The 21,210-nt window shown below is 68.6% G+C and carries 19 protein-coding genes; 13 read left to right on the top strand and 6 right to left on the bottom strand.

The features are described 5' to 3' along the window. The 5 genes from GO592_RS24690 to GO592_RS24670 are packed head-to-tail and all read left to right on the top strand — an operon-like array spanning window position 1 to window position 5,063. Window positions 1-1,548: an ABC transporter ATP-binding protein gene (locus GO592_RS24690; RefSeq protein WP_007298220.1), complete on the top strand. Its 1,548-nt coding sequence runs from the start codon at window positions 1-3 to the stop codon at window positions 1,546-1,548. Beyond that, window positions 1,545-2,657: an ABC transporter permease gene (locus GO592_RS24685; protein WP_007298219.1), complete on the top strand. Its 1,113-nt coding sequence runs from the start codon at window positions 1,545-1,547 to the stop codon at window positions 2,655-2,657. The genes GO592_RS24690 and GO592_RS24685 overlap by 4 nt, the downstream gene beginning before the upstream one ends. Beyond that, on the top strand, window positions 2,654-3,577 hold the full coding sequence (locus GO592_RS24680) for an ABC transporter permease (protein ID WP_007298218.1): 924 nt from the start codon (window positions 2,654-2,656) through the stop codon (window positions 3,575-3,577). The genes GO592_RS24685 and GO592_RS24680 overlap by 4 nt, the downstream gene beginning before the upstream one ends. A gap of 23 nt (window positions 3,578-3,600) precedes the next feature. Then, complete coding sequence (locus tag GO592_RS24675; protein ID WP_007298217.1) at window positions 3,601-4,581, top strand: ornithine cyclodeaminase family protein; 981 nt, start codon at window positions 3,601-3,603, stop codon at window positions 4,579-4,581. Further along, a complete protein-coding gene (locus GO592_RS24670) occupies window positions 4,578-5,063 on the top strand; it encodes a nucleoside deaminase (protein ID WP_005255312.1) in 486 nt (161 codons plus the stop codon). The genes GO592_RS24675 and GO592_RS24670 overlap by 4 nt, the downstream gene beginning before the upstream one ends. Before the next feature lie 64 nt (window positions 5,064-5,127). Here the strand turns inward: GO592_RS24670 and serC are convergent, their stop codons facing one another. Both serC and GO592_RS24660 read right to left on the bottom strand, forming a co-directional pair. Then, complete coding sequence (gene serC / locus GO592_RS24665) at window positions 5,128-6,249, bottom strand: phosphoserine transaminase (RefSeq protein ID WP_007298216.1); 1,122 nt, start codon at window positions 6,247-6,249, stop codon at window positions 5,128-5,130. A gap of 41 nt (window positions 6,250-6,290) precedes the next feature. Continuing rightward, entirely contained in the window at window positions 6,291-7,421 is a 1,131-nt protein-coding gene (locus GO592_RS24660) for a citrate synthase 2 (RefSeq protein ID WP_144285339.1), read from the bottom strand. Window positions 7,422-7,691: 270 nt separating this feature from the next. Between GO592_RS24660 and pdxH the strand changes: the two genes are divergently transcribed. The 5 genes from pdxH to GO592_RS24635 all read left to right on the top strand — a co-directional run bounded on the left by pdxH (window position 7,692) and on the right by GO592_RS24635 (window position 12,838). Then, on the top strand, window positions 7,692-8,363 hold the full coding sequence (gene pdxH, locus GO592_RS24655; RefSeq protein ID WP_007298215.1) for a pyridoxamine 5'-phosphate oxidase: 672 nt from the start codon (window positions 7,692-7,694) through the stop codon (window positions 8,361-8,363). A gap of 42 nt (window positions 8,364-8,405) precedes the next feature. Then, on the top strand, window positions 8,406-9,692 hold the full coding sequence (locus GO592_RS24650) for an MFS transporter (RefSeq protein ID WP_007298214.1): 1,287 nt from the start codon (window positions 8,406-8,408) through the stop codon (window positions 9,690-9,692). A gap of 52 nt (window positions 9,693-9,744) precedes the next feature. Further along, window positions 9,745-10,704 carry an aldose 1-epimerase family protein gene (locus GO592_RS24645; protein WP_007298213.1) on the top strand — a complete coding sequence of 320 codons (960 nt, stop codon included), beginning with the start codon at window positions 9,745-9,747 and terminating at the stop codon, window positions 10,702-10,704. Window positions 10,705-11,132: 428 nt separating this feature from the next. Continuing rightward, entirely contained in the window at window positions 11,133-12,428 is a 1,296-nt protein-coding gene (locus GO592_RS24640; protein WP_005263314.1) for a citrate synthase, read from the top strand. Between the two features lie 47 nt (window positions 12,429-12,475). Then, a complete protein-coding gene (locus GO592_RS24635; protein ID WP_005244090.1) occupies window positions 12,476-12,838 on the top strand; it encodes an FKBP-type peptidyl-prolyl cis-trans isomerase in 363 nt (120 codons plus the stop codon). Window positions 12,839-12,868: 30 nt separating this feature from the next. Here the strand turns inward: GO592_RS24635 and GO592_RS24630 are convergent, their stop codons facing one another. Together GO592_RS24630 and GO592_RS24625 are read right to left on the bottom strand one after the other, a co-directional pair. Then, entirely contained in the window at window positions 12,869-14,233 is a 1,365-nt protein-coding gene (locus GO592_RS24630; protein ID WP_039951670.1) for a sensor histidine kinase, read from the bottom strand. Further along, the gene (locus GO592_RS24625; RefSeq protein ID WP_007298211.1) at window positions 14,230-14,946 is read right to left on the bottom strand and encodes a response regulator transcription factor; all 717 of its coding nucleotides are present in this window, start codon (window positions 14,944-14,946) and stop codon (window positions 14,230-14,232) included. Before GO592_RS24625 ends, GO592_RS24630 begins: the two co-directional genes overlap by 4 nt. A gap of 82 nt (window positions 14,947-15,028) precedes the next feature. On the opposite strand from GO592_RS24625, the gene GO592_RS24620 reads away from it, so the two are divergent. Beyond that, window positions 15,029-15,946 carry a mechanosensitive ion channel family protein gene (locus GO592_RS24620; protein WP_039951668.1) on the top strand — a complete coding sequence of 306 codons (918 nt, stop codon included), beginning with the start codon at window positions 15,029-15,031 and terminating at the stop codon, window positions 15,944-15,946. A gap of 30 nt (window positions 15,947-15,976) precedes the next feature. Next, window positions 15,977-17,317, top strand: coding sequence for a cryptochrome/photolyase family protein (locus GO592_RS24615; RefSeq protein ID WP_007298209.1), 1,341 nt, complete (start codon window positions 15,977-15,979; stop codon window positions 17,315-17,317). A 21-nt stretch (window positions 17,318-17,338) separates the two neighbouring features. On the opposite strand, the gene GO592_RS24610 is transcribed toward GO592_RS24615, so the two are convergent. After that, entirely contained in the window at window positions 17,339-18,562 is a 1,224-nt protein-coding gene (locus GO592_RS24610; protein ID WP_172649956.1) for an MFS transporter, read from the bottom strand. Window positions 18,563-18,660: 98 nt separating this feature from the next. Between GO592_RS24610 and GO592_RS24605 the strand changes: the two genes are divergently transcribed. Further along, on the top strand, window positions 18,661-19,236 hold the full coding sequence (locus GO592_RS24605; RefSeq protein WP_005244080.1) for a TetR/AcrR family transcriptional regulator: 576 nt from the start codon (window positions 18,661-18,663) through the stop codon (window positions 19,234-19,236). 4 nt (window positions 19,237-19,240) lie between these two features. Here the strand turns inward: GO592_RS24605 and GO592_RS24600 are convergent, their stop codons facing one another. Next, window positions 19,241-21,175, bottom strand: a complete 1,935-nt coding sequence (locus tag GO592_RS24600; RefSeq protein WP_007298207.1) for a propionyl-CoA synthetase — start codon at window positions 21,173-21,175, stop codon at window positions 19,241-19,243. Window positions 21,176-21,210: the final 35 nt, after the last annotated feature.

The raw sequence follows: 21,210 nt of genomic DNA, 5'->3' as shown, positions 1-21,210 counted from the left end.
ATGAGCACACCAGCACTGCAACTCACCGGAGTCGGGAAGAGCTTCGGCGACGTCCTGGCCCTCCGCGATGTCGACCTGTCGGTGCAACCCGGCACGGTGCACTGCATCCTCGGGGAGAACGGGGCCGGGAAATCGACGCTCTGCAACGTCGTCTACGGCGGTCTGCGGCCGGACACCGGAACGATGACCCTCGCCGGTCGCCGATACGCGCCCGGTTCGCCCGCGGCCGCGATGGCGGACGGCGTGGCGATGGTGCACCAGCACTTCAGTCTCGTCGGCACGATGACCGTCGCCGAGAACCTGCTGCTCACCGGACGGGGACTGCGACTGCGCCGCGCGGAACTGCGGACCCGCCTCGACCGGCTCGCCGACGACTATCACCTGCGGATCGATCCGGACGCGCTGGTCTCCGCCATGCCGATCGGTGCGCGGCAGAAGGTCGAGATCGTGAAGGCCCTGCTCGCCGACCCCGCGCTGATCCTGCTGGACGAGCCGACCGGGGTACTCGACCCCGGCGAGATCGACGCCCTGATCGAGACGTGCCAGGCCGTCGCGGCGGCGGGCAAGGCGGTCGTCCTCGTCACCCACAAACTCGGCGAGGTGGCCCGCGTCGCGGACGCCGCGACCGTATTGCGGGGAGGCGAGGTGGCAGGCGGGGGCCGCATGTCGGAGTTGACGATCCCCCAGCTGACGACGGCGATGGTCGGAAGACCGGTGTCGGAACTCAGTCCGGTGCTCGCGGCGGGAGTCGGCGCGGAGAGCGATGTCGGCGCGACGCCCGAACGGTGGGCGACCGGCCCCGTCGTCCTCGGGATCCGCGGCGTCCGCGCCACCCGGGCGGACGGCAGTGTCGCCCTGTCCGGCGTGGGGCTCGAGGTGCGGGCCGGTGAGATCGTCGGGATCGCGGGCGTCGAGGGGAACGGGCAGAGCGAACTGGTGGCCGTGCTGTCCGGGGCGACCCGACCCGAGTCCGGCACGGTCACGCTCGGGGACGCCGACATCACGTCGGCGTCCCCGGCCCAACGCACCCGGCTCGGTCTCGGGGTGGTGCCGGAGGACCGCCACCGAGAGGCGATGGTGGCGGAACTGTCCCTGTCGGAGAACCTCTTCCTCGGCCGCCTGCACCGCTTCCGCAGGATGGGTCTGCTCGACCGCCGCCGGATGGACGCCGCGGCCGGGGACCTGATCGAGCAGTTCTCTGTGCGGACACCCGGGCCGGGAACATCCATGGGTTCGCTGTCGGGCGGCAATCAGCAGAAGGTCGTCCTGGCCCGCGAACTGTCGACGGAGAACCTGCAGTGTCTGGTCGCGGCGCAGCCCACCCGCGGACTCGACGTCGGGGCGGTCGAATTCGTTCTGAACCAACTCCGCGGCTGCGCCTCCTCGGGAAACGCAGTCCTGGTCGTGTCCAGCGAGATCCCCGAACTGCTCGCGCTCTGCGACCGCATCTTCGTCAGCTACCGCGGGGCCCTGCTCGGGCCCGTCGACACGTCGGCGGCCACTGCGGGGCAGCGCATCGGTGAACTGATGACGGGAACGGCGGCATGACTCGACTTCGAATCCGCGTGCACCACCCACTTCCCGTGGCGGTCGCCGCGATCGCGGGACTCGTCGGACTGCTCCTCGCCGCGGCCGCGGGTGCCACCGTGCCCGAGACCGTCGAGGCTCTGTCCGAGGGGATGTTCGGCAGCAGCTACGCGATCGGAGTCTCGCTCAACACAGCCGCGGTGCTGGCTCTCGTCGCGGCCGGGTTCACCGTCGCACACCGGGCCGGACTGGTGAACGTCGGTGGCGAGGGCCAGCTGTGTGTCGGCGGCATCGCCGCGACCGCGGTCGGCACCTCTCTGGGGGAGGGCACCCCCGCGCCGATCGCCGTCACCGCGGTTCTCCTCGCCGCGGCCGGTGCCGGGTGGGCATGGGCCGCGATCGCCGCGTACCTGAGGGTCCGCCGGGGCACGAGCGAGATCATCACGACGCTGCTGCTGAACTTCGTCGGCCTCGCGCTGGTGCTGCTGATGGTGCACGAGCCCAGCCTCCTTCGCCAGCCCGTCACGTCCTCGGAGACACTGCCGCAGTCCGCGCCGCTGATCGAGTCCGCGCACCTGCCGTTGCTGGGGATCGAGCGTTCGCCGGGAACGATCGCGCTGTGGATCGCCGTGGTCGCGGCGCTGATCGTGGGCGTGGTCCTGCGCCGGACGGCGGTCGGCGTGCGACTCCGCTCCGTCGGTCTGAACCCGGACGCGTCGGCGCGGCTGGGACTACCGGTCGGACGGCTGCGATTTCTCAGTCTGTCCTGCGCCGGCGCGTTTTCCGGGCTCGCGGGCGGGATCCTCGTCGCGACGGCACCGTTCGTGCTTGTCGAAGGATTCTCCTCCGGCTATGGGTTCTCCGGGCTGGTCGTCGGACTCCTGGCGCGCGGTTCCATGCTCGCCGTCGGCGCCGTGTCGCTGCTGCTCGGCTTCCTCGTGTCCGGCGGAATCAATCTTCAACTCGCAGCCGGTGTTCCGGCATCGACCGTGTCGATCGTGGAATCGCTCATGATCATCCTGATCGCGGGAGCGGTGCTGTGGACCGCGACCGGCCGGAGATCGAGATCCGCGGCCGCGACGACGGCGAAGACCCACGACGTCCCCGACCTGGCTGGAGCGAAGCAATGATGAACACGGTGTCGGACATCGCCGTCAGCGGCGTGGGATTCGCACTCCCGATCCTGGTGGCCGCGAGCGGGGAACTGGTGAGCGAGCGGGCGGGCGTACTGAACCTCAGCCTCGAGGGCATGATGCTGACCGGGGCATTCGCCAGCGTGCTCGGCGCCGTCACCACCGGATCCGCGGTGGGCGGCCTCGCGGCCGGATTGGCGGCCGGGGTGCTGTTCGGACTGCTGCAGGCACTGCTGAGCGTCACGCTGCGCGCCGACCAGATCGTGGTGGGCATCGCGAGCAACGCCCTCGCCCTCGGCGCCACCACCTACGGCGCCCGGCTGCTCCTCGCGGGCGGCAAGGGGCAGAATGCCCCGGGTTTCGCGGTCGTCGAGATCCCGCTGCTGCACCGGATCCCGATCCTCGGACCGGCACTCTTCTCGCAGACGGCCCTCGGCTACTTCTGCTTCGCGGTGGTCGGGCTGCTGGCCGTCACCCTGTCCCGCCGGACCTGGGCAGGTCTCGTCGTCGACGCGGTCGGGGAGGACGCGAAGGCGGCAGACTGGAGCGGACTGCCGGTGCGGAAGATCCGTTACCTGTGCGTGCTCGTCGCGGGACTGACGGCGGGACTGGCCGGCGCGCAGCTCGCGCTGTCCGAGGTGCGCTCGTTCAGCGACAACATGACCGCCGGAATCGGGTACCTCGCCGTCGTGGCGGTGATCGCGGGCAGGTGGCGCGCGCTCGGCGTGATCTGGGCGTCCGTGTTCTTCGGGATCGCGCAGGCGCTCCAGTTCGCGTTGCCCGCGCTCGGTGTCAGCGTCCCGTTCGCCCTGCTCGTCATGCTGCCCTACGTGATCGCGATCGTCGCGGTCAGTGGATTCATCCGCAACAGCCGCTCACCCGCAAACCTGACCGTCGCGTTCGCGCGCGCGTCCTGATCGATCTCAGCGAGGAAACTCTTGTGACACTGATCCTTTCCCATTCCGACGTGGCCGACCTCATCGACCGCGCCGAGGTGTTCGCCGCGGTGGAACGGGCGCACGCCGACCTGGCCGCCGGGACGGCATCCGCACCCGCCCCACCCGCCATGCCCCTGCAGTCCGCGGCCTTCGTCCCGATGGTCGCGGCGGCTCAGTCGGCCGGCGCGGCCGCGGTGAAGATGCTGGTCGATCTTCCCGGCAACGCCTCCCGCGGTCTGCCCGTCCAACGCTCGGCCGTACTGGTCGCGTCCGCGGACACCGGTGAGTGCGAGGCCCTGCTCGACGGCCGCCTGGTCACTGCCGTGCGCACCGCCGCCGCCAGCGCCGTGGCCACGAAACACCTCGCCCACCGAGGCAGCCGGGTGCTGGGGCTGGTGGGCGCCGGGACCCTCGCCGTCGAACACGCCCGGGCGATCACCCGGGTGTCGGACGTCGAGACGGTGCTGGTGTGGTCGCGCTCGGACGCGACGGTCGAGGAATTCCGCAGCCGAACAGAGGATCTCGGCATCTCGGTCAAGCCGATGGACTCGCCCGAGGCGGTCACCCGGTCTTCCGACGTCCTCTGCACGCTCACGCCGTCGAGGGACCCGATCGTGCGGGGCGCCTGGTTCGGCGAAGGCTTGCACGTCAACGCCGTCGGTGCGCCCCCGCGCGCGGACCACCGGGAGATCGACGGCGAGGGAATGCGACGGGCCCGGGTGGTCGTCGACTCGGTGGCCACCACCATGACCAAATCGGGAGAGACGCTGCTGGCCCTCGCCGAGGGAGCGATCAGCGAGGGCGACGTCGCCGTGGAGTTGGGCGACGTGATCGTGGGCCGCACCGTCGCCCGCACCTCCGATCGGGACATCACGCTGTACAACTCCGTCGGGATCGGCCTCCAGGACCTCGCCGCGGCGCGCATACTGATCGACAGAGCCCGGGAACGGGGCGTCGGAACAGAAGTGGATCTGAGTCGATGAGCCAGAGCGATGTCGACGACGTGGACCTTGCGCACCTGCGGCGAGCCATCGAACTCGCCGACGAGACGGGCGACGCGGGCAACAGACCGTTCGGTGCGGTGGCGGTGGGGGCGGACGGTCATGTGATCAGCGAGGGCGCCAACTCCGTCGCGACGTCCGCCGATGTCACCGAGCACGCGGAACTCGACGCGATCACCACCGCCTGCGGTGAGGGACGCACCGGCGACCTCGTCGGCGCCACCATGTATGCCAGCGGTGAGCCGTGCCCGATGTGCAGTGCGGCGATGGTGTGGGCCGGCATCACGCGGGTTGTCTACGCGGCGTCGTCCGCGGACTTCTCCCGGATTCTCCCGGACGGCCCCCGGTTCACGCTGGGCTGCTCCGACGTGCTCGAGTCCGCGAGCGTCGAGATCGAGGTCAGCGGACCGCATCTCGGCGACGAGGCGCTCGCACCGTTCCACCGTTTCCTCGACACGGACTGACCCCCGAACGCCGTCAGCCCCCGGCACCGAGGTGCCGAGGGCTGACGGACGTGGGTGCCGGGACTCAGCCGAGCTGCGAGACGACCCAGTCGATGCTCTTCGTGAGCTGCGAGACGTCCTCGGGATCGATCGCCGGGAACATGCCGACACGCAGCTGGTTGCGGCCCAGCTTGCGGTACGGCTCCGTGTCGACGACGCCGTTGGCGCGCAGGATCTTCGCCACCTGAGCCGCGTCGATCTTGTCGTCGAAGTCGATGGTGCCGACCACCTGCGAGCGGTGAGCGGGATCGGTGACGAACGGGGTGGCGTATTCACTGGCCTCGGCCCACTGGTACAGGCGCGAGGACGAATCGGCGGTACGCGAGGTGGCCCAGTCGAGGCCACCCTTGCCGTTCAGCCAGTCGATCTGGTTGGCGAGCAGCAGCAGCGTCGCGACCGCCGGGGTGTTGTACGTCTGGTCCTTGGAGCTGTTGTCCACGGCGATGGGCAGCGACAGGAAGTCGGGGGTCCAGCGACCCGACTCCTTGATCTCCGCGACGCGCTCGAGCGCCTTCGGGCTCATCAGCGCGATCCACAGTCCGCCGTCGGCGGCGAAGCACTTCTGCGGGGCGAAGTAGTACACGTCGGCGTCGGCGACGTTCACCGGCAGGCCGCCGGCGCCGGACGTGGCGTCGATGGCGATGAGCGCATTCTCCGAGCCCGCGGGACGCGAGACGGGAATCGCGACACCGGTGGACGTCTCGTTGTGCGCCCAGCCGATGAGGTCGACGGACGGATCCGAGACCGGCTCGGGAGCACTGCCCGGGTCGGCGGAGACGACGATCGGGTCGCCGATGAACGGGTTGTTTTTGGCGACCGACGCGAACTTGGAGCTGAACTCACCGTTCGTGAGGTGCAGCGACTTCTCCCGGATCAGGCCGAACGCGGCCGCATCCCAGAACGCGGTGGTGCCACCGTTGCCGAGCACCACCTCGTAGCCCTCGGGCAGGGAGAACAGATCGGCGAGGCCGGACCGCACGCTGGCGACGACGTCCTTGACAGGCTTCTGGCGGTGGCTGGTGCCGAACACCGAGGAGCCCACCTCGACCAGCGACTGCAGCTGTTCGGGGCGAACCTTGGAGGGTCCGCAGCCGAAACGTCCATCGGCGGGCAGGAGGTCTGCGGGGATGATCGGTGTGGAGGTCATCGCTACTTTCTGTTCCTTACTGGTTCTGGCGGGGGAGAGGGTCAGCTGGTGTGGGCGATCTGGTCCCAGCCCTCGACGGATTCGGGGGTGCGGGGTGCGGGCCCGGTGTAGATGGCGGCGGGGCGGACGAGTTTGCCGAGCCGTTTCTGCTCGAGGATGTGGGCGCACCAGCCGGCGGTGCGGCCGCAGGTGAACATCGCGGGCATCATGTGCGCGGGGACCTCGGCGAAGTCGAGGATGACCGCGGCCCAGAATTCGACGTTCGTCTCGATGGCCCGGTCGGGGCGGCGTTCACGCAGTTCGGCGAGGGCGGCCTGCTCGAGTGCGGCGGCCGCCTCGTAGCGGGGGGCGTTCAGCCGTTTCGCGGTGGCGCGCAGCACCCGGGCGCGGGGGTCTTCGGCGCGGTAGACGCGGTGCCCGAAGCCCATCAGCTTTTCCTTGCGGTCGAGGATGCCCTTGACCAGGGCGCGGGCGTCGCCGGACTTCTCGGTGTCCTCGATCATCGGCAGGACGCGGGCGGGGGCGCCGCCGTGCAGCGGGCCGGACATCGCGCCGATCGCCCCGGACAGGGAGGCGGCGACGTCGGCGCCGGTGGAGGCGATGACGCGGGCGGTGAAGGTGGAGGCGTTCATGCCGTGTTCGGCGGCCGAGACCCAGTAGGCGTCGATGGCGGCGACGTGGGCGGGGTCGGGGTCGCCCTTCCAGCGGACCATGAACCGTTCGGTGACGGTTGCGGCTTCGTCGATGCGTCTCTGCGGGACGGCGGGCTGGTAGATGCCGCGGGCGGACTGGGCGACGTAGGACAGGGCCATGACGGAGGCGCGGGCGAGTTGTTCGCGGGCGGTGTCGTCGTCGATGTCGAGGAGGGGCTGGTATCCCCAGATGGGGGCGAGCATGGCGAGGCCGGCCTGGACGTCGACGCGGACGTCGCCGGTGTGCACGGGCAGGGGGAACGGTTCGGCCGGGGGTAGCCCGGGGCCGAAGCGGCCGTCGACGAGCAGGGCCCACACGTTGCCGAACGTGACGTGCTTGGAGACGAGTTCTTCGATGTCGACGCCGCGGTAGCGCAGGGCGCCGCCGTCCTTGTCGGGTTCGGCGATGTCGCTGGTGAACGCGACCACGCCTTCCAGTCCGCTGACGAAATCGTCCGGTATTGCCGCGCTAGCTGACATAGCTCGTGGACTCTCCTCGTTCGAGTGCCCCCGGTCAGAGCGGCACTGTCTCGGCGTTCGACAATTGCGCTGGGCGTGCATGCGGGATGGGCAGGCACCCTCGTCCGCGCAATCGACTTCCCTTCCCCGGGCATCGCACGATCGCGGCTGCAATCCGAGGGGACGGGTTCGGTCCCCAAAACTTTAGCCGGTGTCACCGGAGAGTTGATCAGTGCATACCCGGGAGTAGCGTTCTCGGCTGTGTCTCCAGATGCAGAACAGCCGAAACCGGTGAACAAGGACCTCGCGGCCATGCGCGTCGGTTACGCACACCAGGGCGCTGACGGACGGTACGTCGACTCCGATCTGGACGCCGACCAGCTGAGCGACGGCTGGCTTCCCCTGATGCGCCTGTGGCTCGAGGACGCCGTGGAGGCCGGGGTTCCCGAACCCAACGCGATGACACTCGGAACCGTCGACGAGCACGGACATCCGTGCACCCGCACCGTCCTCTGCAAGGGACTGAGTGCCGACGGTGTGCTGTTCTTCACCAATTACGACTCGGACAAGGGCCGCCAGCTGGAGGCGGTGCCCTACGCGTCGGTGACGTTCACCTGGGTGCCCGTCGCCCGGCAGATCACCGTCCGCGGTCCCGTCGAGCGCGTGAGTGCCGAGGTCACGGACGAGTATTGGCACAGCAGGCCCCGCGGATCCCGGCTGGGGGCGTGGGCGTCCGAACAGTCGAAGCCGATCGGTTCGCGGGCCGAACTGGACGCCGCGCTGCTGCACGCGGCGGAGCGCTTCCCCGTCGACGTCGACATCCCGGTGCGGCCGGACTGGGGCGGAATCCTGGTCCGCCCCGCGGTCGTGGAGTTCTGGCAGGGCCGCGCCAACCGGATGCACAACCGAATCCGGACGTCGCTGGTCGACGGCTCGTGGACGGTGGAGCGACTGCAGCCGTGACGGCCGGGGAATAGTGAGCATGGGAAACGAGCTAAGGGAAGAATGACCGACACCGTCACCGAGAAGAAGAAGCGGCGGCTGCTCGCCGACACGGCGCCGCTGCAGAACCGGGACTACCGCCGCCTGTGGGCGGCCGGGATCGTGACGGTGATCGGCGGGCAGCTCAGTGTCGTCGCCGTGCCGCAGCAGGTGTACGAGATCACCCGCAGCTCGGCGTACGTGGGTCTGACCGGTGTTTTCGCGCTGGTACCGCTGATCGTGTTCGGTTTGTGGGGCGGCGCGCTGGCCGACGTCATGGACCGGCGGAAACTGCTGACGATCACCACCGTCGGACTCGGTATGACGTCGGTGTTGTTCTGGGTGCAGGCGGCGCTGGGACTGGACAACGTGTGGCTGGTACTCGGACTGCTGGGGTTGCAACAGGCGTTCTTCGCGGTCAACCAGCCCACCCGCAGCGCGATCATCCCGCGGCTCATCCCCGCGGAACAGCTGGCCGCCGCCAACTCGCTCAACATGACGGTCATGCAGTTCGGCGCCATCGCCGGACCGCTGCTCGCCGGCGTGATGATTCCGACGGTCGGGCTGTCGACGCTGTATCTCGTCGATTCGATCGCCCTCCTGGCCACACTGTGGGCGGTGCTCCGGCTGCCCGCCATCCCGCCGACGGGGGAGTCGCGCCGGGCCGGGCTGCGCGAGGTGTTCGACGGGTTTGCCTACCTCGCGACGCAGAAGGTGCTGCTCGCGTCGTTCGTCGTCGACATCATCGCCATGGTGTTCGGCATGCCGCGGGCGTTGTTCCCGCAGATCGCGCACGACACGTTCGGCGACCCGGCATCGGGCGGTGTGGCGCTCGGACTGCTGTTCGCGGCGATGTCCTTCGGCGCGGTGGCCGGTGGGGTGTTCTCCGGTTGGCTGCCGAGGGTCCGGCGCCAGGGCCTCGCCGTGATCGTGTGCATCGTGTTGTGGGGTCTTGCGATGGTGGGCTTCGGCGTGGTGGTGGGGATCGCCTCACCCGGCGACAGTCCGGTCCTGTTGTGGATTGCTCTCGCGTTCCTCGCATTCGGCGGCGCCGTCGACATGGTCTCTGCCGCGTTCCGCAGCACCATGCTCCAGCAGGTCGCCACGGACGAGATGCGCGGACGACTCCAGGGCGTCTTCATCGTCGTCGTGGCCGGGGGCCCGCGGATCGGTGACGTCGTGCACGGCGCGGCCGCCGCGGCGGTCGGGACGAGCGTGGCGGCCGCGGGCGGTGGCGTCCTCGTCGTCGTCGGTGTAGTGATCGCCGCGCTCGTGTTCCCGGCACTGGTGCGTTACAAGGTCACCCGCTAGGTTCCTGTGCGCCATCACATATCTCGCGCCCATCTCGGGCACACTGAAGTGCATGGGTGAACCGCAGTCTTCGAAGACGGACAGGCCTGCCACGGCCGGATTCGAGATCCGGGGAGGCGGCTACCGGGCCGGCATCGCGGCTACCGGCGCCGGACTACGGCTACTCGAATGGGACGGTCCGGACGGGCCGATGGCGCTCACCGAGACGTGGGACATCGGAACCCGGCCACCGTTGTCGGCGGGGTTGATCCTCGCGCCGTGGCCCAACCGGATCCGCGACGGCCAGTTCGTCTTCGACGGCATCGACCATCAACTCGAGATCACAGAGCCGACATTCGGCAATGCCAGTCACGGATTCGTCCGCCGCCGGGACTGGCGTGTCCTGAATCACGCCGACGACCGCATCGAGTTGTCGATCGACGTCGGCCTCCACAAGGGGTGGCCGTACCCGCTGCGGCTCACCGTCGCCTACGTCGTGGACGACGACGGCCTGACCGTGACGCACACCGCCACCAACACGGGAGCTATCCCGGCACCGTTCGGGATGGGCTTCCACTCCTACGTCCGCGCCGGCGACTTCCCACTCGACGAGTGCACGCTGCGACTGTCCGCCGGCACCCGGCTGCCTCTCGACGAGCGCATGCTGCCGAGTGGGGGTTCGCGGCCCGTGGCAGGCACCGAATACGACTTCACCAGCCCGCGCATGCTGGCGGGCGTCGCGCTCGACACCCCGTTCAGCGCACTGGACGTCGACGCAGACGGCAGGTCGCGGCACGAATTGCGGGCGCCGGACGGCACCGGAACGATCCTGTGGGCGGCTCGTGAGTTCGGCTGGCTGCAGGCGTTCGTCGCGGATCCCGAGGCCGGGAAGTCGTATCCGGGACGCGGGCGGGCGCTGGCGCTCGAACCGATGACGTGCCCGCCGGACGCGTTCAACTCCGGGATCGATCAGTTGGTGCTCGCTCCGGGGCAGCAGTGGACGGGTGTGTGGGGCATGTCCGCGGTGGCGTAGCGGTTCAACTTTCGAGCATCGAGTGCCCACTTGGTGAGACGGTGTAACACCGGTCGCGGTCCGGCCGATACGTCGGGCGGGGGTTCTTCTGTCGCGGCTGCGGCGCTTTGTGTCACGCTCTGTCCTTCCCTCACCGCGTCGGGCATCGAGGTGTGCGTTCTCCGCCGTCTTCGGCATCTGTGCAGGTAACGCGGCCAGTCCAGTCTCGGGTAACTGGCCCTCACCGATTCCACTCCCGTGCCGTTCGGGCAAATCGGACACTCGCCGATCCCGTTCGACGACCCTTCTCGGTGGTCGCCGCGCATCCCGCGGCGGACCCGGATCACGGGCTCTGAGCGGACCCGCCTTCGGCACGCAGGCCAGAGTGGGACTAGTTTCTACCTGAATGAAGTTGTTACTCATTGGTTTGAGCTTGAGAGGGATGCTTCGTGCCTGACAATGACACAAAGCCCACGCTTACCTACCCTGGTGGTGAGCACACGATGTCCATTGCCAGGGCAACCGAGGGCAATGACGGTATCGAACTGGGCAAGCTGCTCGCCAGCACCGGGTACACCACCCTGGACCCGGGTTTCGTCAATACCGCCTCCACCAGCTCCGCGATCACCTACATCGACGGTGAGCACGGGATTCTCCGCTACCGCGGGTACCCGATCGAACAGCTGGCCGAGAAGTCGACTTTCATCGAGGTCAGCTATCTGCTGATCTACGGTGAGCTGCCCACCACGGCGCAGCTCGAGTCGTTCACCGACCGGATCCGGCGCCACACGCTGCTGCACGAGGACCTCAAGAGGTTCTTCGACGGATTCCCGCGGAACGCACACCCGATGCCGGTCCTGTCCAGCGCAGTCAACGCGCTGTCCGCGTACTACCAGGACTCCCTGGACCCGGCCGACCCGGAACAGGTCGAGCTGTCGACCATCCGCCTTCTCGCGAAGCTGCCGACCATCGCGGCCTACGCGTACAAGAAGTCCGTCGGGCAGCCGTTCCTGTACCCGGACAACTCCCTGAACCTGGTCGAGAACTTCCTCCGGATGACGTTCGGCTTCCCCGCGGAGCCCTACGAGATCGATCCCGAGATCGCCAAGGCTCTCGACATGCTGCTGATCCTGCACGCCGACCACGAGCAGAACTGCTCGACGTCGACGGTGCGGCTGGTCGGCTCGTCCGACGCCAACCTGTTCACCTCGATCTCCGGTGGCATCAACGCACTCTGGGGCCCGCTGCACGGCGGCGCCAACCAGGCCGTGCTGGAGATGCTTGACGAGATCAAGGCCAGCGGCAGCAACGCGGACGACTTCGTCCGCAAGGTCAAGAACAAGGAAGACGGTGTGAAGCTCATGGGCTTCGGGCACCGCGTCTACCGCAACTACGACCCGCGCGCGGCGATCGTCAAGAAGACGGCGCACACCATCCTCGAGAAGCTCGGCGGCGACGACGAGCTGCTCGACATCGCGATGGCGCTCGAGGAGGCGGCGCTCACCGACGACTACTTCGTCGAGCGCAAGCTGTACCCGAACGTCGACTTCTACACGGGTCTGATCTACCGCGCGATGGGCTTCCCCACGCGCATGTTCACCGTTCTGTTCGCCATGGGCCGCTTGCCCGGGTGGATTGCACACTGGCGCGAGATGCACGAAGATCCCGCTACGAAGATCGGCCGTCCGCGCCAGATCTACACCGGTTACACCGAGCGTGACTACAAGGACGTCACAGGTCGCTGATCGCGAATACCTGTGCCGAACCATAGAGCCCTCACCGAGGAGGACATATGACCAAGCCCGAGATCGAGTTCCAAGACGGACCCGCCCCGACCGACCTGGTCATCAAGGACGTGGTGGTCGGAGACGGCGCAGAGGCCGTCCCCGGGGGCACCGTCGAGGTGCACTACGTCGGCGTCGAGTTCGAGTCCGGCGAGGAGTTCGACTCCTCCTGGAGCCGCGGCGAGTCCATCCAGTTCCCGCTGCGCGGTCTCATCAAGGGCTGGCAGGACGGCATCCCCGGCATGAAGGTGGGCGGACGTCGTCAGCTCACGATCCCGCCGGAGCTGGCCTACGGTCCCGCCGGCGCCGGACACCAGCTGTCCGGCAAGACGCTGGTCTTCATGATCGACCTGCTGGACGTGAAGGAATAGTCTCCGCAGCACGAGAAGCCCCGCATCACCTCAAGGTGAGGCGGGGCTTTCTGCTCTCCGTGTCTCCGGTCTCGGTGGCTCGTGTGTCGTGTCCGTGTGGAGTTCGACGACGAGCCGTGCGCCGCCGAGCGGGCTGACCTCGAAACGTGCGCTGCCGTTGTGCAGTGCCGCCTGCTGCGCGACGAGCGCGAGGCCGAGGCCCGACCCGCTCTTCGTCGCGTTGGACCCGCGGTGGAACCGTTCGAAGACCACCGCCCGTTCGGCCTCGGGCACCCCCGAGCCGTTGTCGTCGACGACGACGGTGGTGATGCCGTCGGCCGCTCTCAGCGTGATCGTCACCGCGGTCGCGCCGCCGTGCCGGACCGCGTTCTTGATGGCGTTGTCCAAAGTGAGGCGCAGTCCACCGGGCATGCCCCGGACCGTCACCGGGGTTGCGTCGACGGTCACCTGCAGCCCCGGATTGTGGCGCATCGCCTCCTCGGCGGCGAGGTCGCTGATGTCGACGAGGTCGCAGTCCACGAAGTCCTTGTCGGTGGACAGTTCGCCGCGGGCGAGCCGCTCGAGGTCGGACAGCGTCGATTCCACCCGGTCCTGTGAGCGGGCGACGTCGCGGAGGATCTCGTGCTGCTGTTCCGGCGTCAGGTCGAGAGTGGTGAGGACCTCGAGGTCCGTGCGCATCGCGGTGAGCGGGGTCCGGAGTTCGTGTGCCGAGACTGCGGCGAAGTCGCGTGCGGTGGCGAGCGCGGCGGTGGTCGCGTCCTGCGCCTCCGCGACGTCGCGCAGCATCGACTCCGCGGCGGACGCCAGTTCGTCCGCCTCCCGGACACCGGATGTCGTGGGCGTCAACTTCGGTTCGCGGCGCACGATGCGGCCGGTCAAGTCGACCAGCGGGCGCACGGCACGACCGCCGAACAACCAGCCGAGACCGCTGGCCGCGGCGATGGCGAGCACTCCGACGAGGGCCACCTGACGTTGCTGCTCCGACGTCACGTCCTGGGCTTCGGCGTACGGCACGGCCAGGGAGATCCGGGTGCCGAGGAGCGGCACGGTCGCGGTGTACGCCCGGTACTTCGTGTCACCCACCTCGACGGTCTGCTGGCCCGGGTCGAGTTCGGGCAGCCGGGTGGGGGTACTGACGAGCACGGTGTCGCCGTCGGCCGAACGGATCGTGATGGCGAACGCACCCTTGTCGCCGAGCGCCCCGAGGAACAGACCGGCGGTGGCCGCGTTGGGAACCAGAACGTCCGACGCCGTCTCCAGCCGCCGGTCGAGTTGCGACAGGTTGTTCCGGTTGATCGCCAGTGACACCAGGATGCCGAGCGCCACAACGATGATCGTCGCCCCCAGCGCGGTCGCGGCGGCCACGCGGGTTCGGAGGGAGAACGACCTTTTCACGACGGTTCCCGGAGCACGAATCCGACTCCGCGCACCGTGTGCAGGAGGCGCGGCTGACCACCGACCTCGAACTTGCGACGCAGGTAGCCGACGAACACGTCCACCACGTTGGTGTCGGCGACGAAGTCGTACCCCCACACCAGTTCGAGGAGCCGCTCACGGCTCAGGACGATGCCGACGTTTCGGGCGAGCACCTCGAGGAGTTCGAATTCCCGTTTGGTCAGCGTGACCTCCTCGCCCGCCATGAAGACCCTGCGTGCGGACGTTCGGATCTCCAGCGCACCGACGCGGATCGGTGGGGTCGCGGGCGAGTCGGCGGGCGCGGCGGCCGTCGTTCCGTGCCGCCGCAGCATCGCCCGGATCCGGGCGATCAGTTCGGCGAGGACGAACGGCTTGACCAGGTAGTCGTCGGCGCCCGACTCGAGGCCGGAGATGCGGTCGTCGACGGTGTCGCGGGCGCTGAGCACGCAGATCGGGATGTCGTTGTTCATCGCGCGGAGCGCGGTCACGACGCCGGTGCCGTCGATGACCGGCATGTTCATGTCGAGCACCATCGCGTCCGGACGTCGTTCGCTGACCACCCGGAGCGCGTCGGCGCCGTCGACGGCCGTGAGGACGGTGAATCCGGACAGGCGCAGGCCGCGTTCGAGGGACGTCCGCACGTCCTCGTCGTCGTCGACCACGAGGACACTGGCTGAGTCGGTGACGGTCACTCCTGCATTGTGCCGTGGGCGCGACCACTGAGCGTGCGGATGGCAGTTGTGGGAGCGTGTCTCGTCCGTACACTCGTTGGAGATGTTTTCTTCGCTGCAGGCATTCGAACTGACCGAAACCAACCGTGACTGGCTGATTCACCGCCCGGCCGAGATCGCGACCTACCTCGTCCTGGCGCTCGTGCTGCGTTTCGCGTTGCACCGCATGATCGACCGGATGACGCGGCCCCGGGAGCCTTCCGACAAACCGGCCATGCTCCGTCCCCTCCGGGAACGCGCCCCGCGGGGCGTCAAGGAGGCGATGGTCAACGAGCGTCGCGCGCAACGCGCCCGGACGATCGGGTCGGTGCTCAAATCGACGGTGTCGATCGTGGTGCTCATCTGGGTGGTGCTCCAGGTTCTCGCGGTCCTCGGCGTCAATGTGGCGCCGTTCATCGCGTCGGCCGGTGTGATCGGTGTCGCACTCGGTTTCGGTGCGCAGAACCTCGTCCGGGACTTCCTGTCGGGCATCTTCATGCTGCTCGAGGATCAGTACGGCGTCGGGGACGTCGTGGACCTCGGCGAGGCCGTGGGAACGGTCGAGACGGTGGGTCTGCGGGTCACCACGATCCGCGACGTCAACGGCACCCTCTGGTACTGCCGCAACGGTGAGATCGTCCGTGTCGGCAACATGAGCCAGGGTTACGCGGTCGCGGTGGTCGATCTGCCGATCGCGCACGCCGCCAACGTGCAACGGGCGTGCGAGGTGGCACTTGAGGCAGTCACCGAGGCGGCCAAGAGCGACGCGATCGCGGTCGACGTACTCGAACCCCCGGAACTGCTGGGCGTCAACTCGGTGACCGCGGAATCGGTCACGCTGCGGATCACCGCGCGGACCAAGCCGGGCAGGCAGTGGGCGGTGCAGCGGACGTTCGCCCGCGCGGCGCTGTCGGCGTTCGAGCACTACGACATCGACGCGCCGTACCTGTCGGTGCTGTCGTCAGCTCGCTCCACCAACTGATCGGCCCCGCGCTTCGTTACCGTGGCAGGTATGGACACCGCACTCGTCTGGTTCCGGCGCGACCTCCGGCTCGGTGATCTGCCGACGCTCCACACGGTGGCGGAGTCGGGGGCGCGTGCACTCGGGCTGTTCGTCCTCGACGATCGGCTGCTGAAAACATCGGGCGGTGCTCGCCGGGACTTCCTGTTCCGCAGTCTCGCCGCACTGGACGACCAACTCGACGGCCGGTTGCTGGTGGTGAAGGGCGATCCCGTCGACGTGGTTCCGAGGGTCGCGAAGAAGGTATCGGCCGAAGAAGTCCACGTGAGCGCCGATTACGGGCCGTACGGTCGCGAGCGTGATGCCGCCGTCGCCGAGCACGTCGATCTGGTGGCCACCGGTTCGCCGTACGCTGTGGCGCCCGGCCGGGTGACGAAGACGGACGGGGAGCCGTACCGGGTGTTCACCCCGTATTTCCGGCAGTGGCTCGAACACGGGTGGCGCGCGCCGATCGATACCGGGCGTGCGACGGTGGAGTGGCTGGACCCGGAGGACGTGAAGGCGCGGCGGGTGCAGATCCCCGAACCGGAATCCGACGGGTGCCCCGCCGGCGAGGCGGCGGCGTTGCAGCGGTGGGCGGAGTTCTGCGAGGGCGCCCTCGCCGGGTACGAGGACGCGCGGGATCGTCCCGGTCTCGACGCGACCAGCCGGATGTCGGTGTACCTGAAATACGGCAACATTCATCCGCGGACGATGCTCCGCGATCTCGCGCGCCGCCGCAGCAAGAGCGCCGAACAGTACCGGCGGCAGCTCGCGTGGCGGGACTTCTACGCCGACATCCTCTTCCAGCGTCCCGACAGTGCGCGGGAAAACTACGACCGTCGCTTCGACCGCATCCGCTACGACAGCGGGCCTGACGCCGAGGAGGCGTACTCGGCGTGGTGCGAGGGCCGGACGGGGTTCCCGATCGTCGACGCCGGGATGCGTCAGCTGAAAGCCGAAGCCTGGATGCATAATCGGGTGCGGATGATCGTCGCGTCGTTCTTCGTCAAGGATCTGCACCTGCCGTGGTGGTGGGGTGCCCGCTACTTCATGAACCAGCTCGTCGACGGGGATCTGGCGAACAATCAGCACGGCTGGCAGTGGACCGCGGGATCGGGGACGGACGCGTCGCCGTACTTCCGGGTGTTCAACCCGACGACGCAGGGGGAGAAGTTCGACCCCGACGGCGAGTACGTGCGGCGGTGGGTGCCTGAACTGCGTGGCATCGCCGGCAAGGCTGTTCATGCTTTGAAAGACGGTCGCCCCGAGGACTATCCGCCGCCGATCGTCGACCATGCCCACGAGCGGCAGGAGGCACTCGCCCGCTACGGCGAGATCAAGGCCCTGTGAGTACTTATTAACCGCGGGCGGTTAAGAAGTACTCACGGGCGCTTTGCGCATGAGGAGCCCGAGGAACGCCGCCGCGGCGAGGACGATGACGAGTCCGCCGTAGATGCGGGTGGTGTCGACGAGCCCGACCTTTCCGACGAGGTATCCGGCGATCAGCGCGGGAACGCTGTTGGCGAGGTAGGCGATCACGTAGATGCTCGACAGCAGTCCCGCGCGCTCGTGCGGTTCGGCGAGCGGCATGACGGTGCGGAAGGTGCCCTGGAAGCCGGCGCCGAACCCGATGCCCGCCACCGCGGTTCCTGCGAGAATCCACAGCGCCGACGACGTTTCGGCGCCGACCAGGGTGATGGCGACTCCGACGACGAGGGCGGACGCTCCGACGTACAGGATGCGTCGGGCTGCCACGTTGCGCAGCAGGAACACCGCGAATGCGCCGGTCCCGGTGAGCGTCGCGACCATGATGGCGCCGATCAGCGACGTGTGGACGTCGAGCGCGTTACGGGCGAGCGAAGGTCCGAGGGACAGGTAGAAGCCGCCCAGCGCCCACACTGCCACCAGGCAGGGTCCGGTGAGGACGAGCATTCCCAGTGCGGTGGGCGGGACCGCGAGTGTCGGACGCATCGAGGCCAGAGCCCCCTTCTGCCGGACCGCCGTCTCGGGTGCCGCCCAGATGCCGAGGATTTCGAGGAGGAACAGCGCGAAGAACACCAGGAACACGGTGCTGGTGGGCCGGGGAAGGTGCTCGCTGATCAGGCTCGATCCGATGGCGCCCAGTGCGAGGCCGACGGTGGGCGCGATGCTGTTGACGGTGGCGCCGCGTCCGGGTGTGCGTTCGAGGTCGAGGAGTGTGGAACCGAGCGCGCTGATCGCGGCGCCGGTGGCGAAACCCTGCACGACTCGGGCGATCAGCAGGAGGCCGATGCCCTCGGCTGTCGCGAACATGATCATCGAGGCGGCTTCGAACACGAGTGCCGTGATCAGCACGGGCCGGCGGCCGACGTAGTCCGAGAGCGACCCGACGGTGAGCAGCGCCAGCAGCAGGCTCACGGCGTAGATGCCGAAGATCAGCGTCGATTGCAGCGACGAGAAGCCCCAGTTCGACTGGTACACCTCGTACAGCGGTGTGGGTGCGGCAGACGCGCCGAGCAGGGTGGCGATCACGACCGCGACGAGCGTGAAGGCGGCTCCTCGGCGCAGGGCGGGTCGAGACGTCGGTGGTGCTTCGGGCGCGGCAAGCGTCGTCATGGCGTACTCCCCGGAGAACATTAATGCAAAGGGTTTGCGTTAATGGACGCTACGCCGCCACCGTTCTTAATGCAACGTCTTTGCGTTAGCATGGGGGCATGAGTCCGGCTCCAGGCCCGCGCCCCGGTGGTCGCAGCGCCCGCATCCAGCAGGCGGTGCACGCGTCCACGCGCAAACTTCTCGACGAGCGCGATCGAGCGGACATCACCGTCCCCATGATCGCCGCCGACGCCGGGGTCACCCCGTCGACCATCTACCGGCGCTGGGGGGACATCACCGAATTGTTCGCGGACGTCGCGCTCGAGCGTCTGCATCCCGACGCGCCCCCGCGTGAAACCGGCAGTGTGCGAGGCGACCTCGTTGCCTGGGCGCAGGACTACCTCGAGGAGATGTCCTCACCGGTGGGGCGGGCGGCACTGCGCGACGTCGTGATGAGTGCCGATACCGTCAGGTCGGAGGACGGCACCAATCAGTTCAGGTGCGCGACGTTCTGCCGCACCCAGATCGAAACGATCCTCGGACGGGGCGAACCCGTGCAGGGCGTGGTCGAGCACGTGATCGACCACGTCGTGGCGCCGATCATCTACCGCATCCTGTTCGACCTCGACCCTCTCGAAGCGGACCGCGTCGGGGAACTGGTGGATCACGCACTCGACGCGGCCGTCCGGGTCTGAGAGGTCAGCCGCCCAGCTGATTCTTCAGCGCGTCGAGGACGGCGACGTCCTCGATGGTGGAGGGCACCGTGTACTCCTCGTGGTCGGCGATCTGCCGCATCGTCTTACGCAGGATCTTGCCCGAGCGGGTCTTGGGCAGCGCCTGCACGACCGTCACGTCACGGAACGTGGCGACGGCGCCGATCTGCTCGCGCACCATCGCGACCAGTTCGTTGCGGAGGGTCTCCGGGTCGATCTCGACCCCGGCCTTGAGCACGACGTAGCCGCTGGGCTTCTGGCCCTTGAGTTCGTCGCGGATGCCGACCACCGCGCACTCGGCCACCGCGGGGTGTCCCGCGACCACCGCCTCCATGCTGCCCGTCGAAAGCCGATGTCCGGCAACGTTGATGACGTCGTCGCTGCGGCCCAGGACGTATACGTACCCGTCCTCGTCGATGTAACCGGAGTCGCCGGTCAGGTAGTAGCCCTCGAACGTGGCGAGGTACGACCGCACGTACCGCTCCGGGTCGCGCCACAACCCGGCCAGGGTGCCCGGAGGCAGCGGCAGCCCGATCACGATGTTGCCCTCGGCCCCGGCGGGAACCGTGTTCCCTTCGGCGTCGACCACCTCGACCCGGTACCCGGGCACCGGAACAGTGGGGGAGCCCGCCTTCAGCGGCATCGGTTCGAGCCCGCGCAGGTTGGCGCAGATCGCCCAGCCGGTCTCGGTCTGCCACCAGTGGTCGACGACGGGACGGCCGAGGACGCGGGTCGCCCACGCGTACGTGTCGGGGTCGAGGCGCTCGCCCGCCGCGAACAGCGTCTTCAGGGAGGAGATGTCGTACTTCTCGATCTCCTTCGCGTCGGGATCGGCCTTGCGGACGGCGCGGATCGCGGTCGGGGCGGTGAACAGTGCCGACACACCGTGATCGGAGATCACCCGCCAGAATGCGCCCGCATCCGGGGTCCCGACGGGCTTGCCCTCGTAGAGCACGGACGTGGCACCGGCCAGGAGCGGCCCGTAGACGATGTACGAGTGCCCGACCACCCAGCCCACGTCGGACGCAGTCCACCACACGTCGCCCGGGCCGATGTCGTAGATGTTGCGCATCGACCACGTGAGCGCGACGGCGTGCCCACCGTTGTCGCGGATCACGCCCTTCGGCTTCCCGGTGGTGCCGGACGTGTAGAGGATGTACAGCGGGTCCGTCGCGACCACCGGAACCGGCTCCGCGGGTGCCGCATCCGCCATCAGCGCATCCCAGTCGAACCACGCCGCCCCGGCGCCCTGGTAGTCGGCGGCCGAACCGGGGATCTGCTCCCGGTCCTTGACGATCACCGTGTGCGGCGGGGTTCCGGACAGCTCCAGCGCCTTCGCCACCATCGGCAGGTAGTCGACGGTGCGTCCCGGCTCGAGGCCACCCGACGCCGTCACCAGCACCACCGGTCCGGCGTCGTCGATGCGGGTCGCGAGTTCCTTCGCGGCGAAGCCGCCGAACACCACCGAGTGCACGGCACCGATGCGGGCGCAGGCCAGCATCGCGATCGCCGCTTCGGGGATCATCGGCATGTAGACGATCACCCGGTCACCGGCCACCACACCCTGGTCCTTCAGGACGCCGGCGAACCGGGACACCTCGTCGAGAAGTTCTGCGTAGGTGTAGGTGCGGGATGCAGCGGGGGCCATCGCCGAGTCGTAGATCAACGCCGCCCGATCCCCGTTGCCGTCCCGCACGTGCCGGTCGAGAGCGTTGAAGCAGGTGTTCAGCGACGCATCCGGGAACCAGCGGTACATCGGGGCGGCGGAATCGTCGAGCGCCTGCGTCGGCGGCGTCACCCACTCCACGGCCTCGGCGGCGGCGAGCCAGAAGTCCTCGGGACTGTCGGTGCTCCGTAAGTACACCTCGGCGTAGCTCTGGCCATGGTTGTCGCTCGGAGGCGGAGTCCCCGGGGAGCTCATCGATGCACGTCCTCTCGTCGTCGTGTGACCCGCAA

Origin of the sequence: Rhodococcus sp. 21391 (assembly GCF_016772255.1) — a bacterium.
GTDB lineage: Bacteria > Actinomycetota > Actinomycetes > Mycobacteriales > Mycobacteriaceae > Rhodococcus_F > Rhodococcus_F opacus.
Note: the sequence above shows the minus strand (reverse complement) of the source record. Positions and strands in the feature narration are given on the sequence as shown.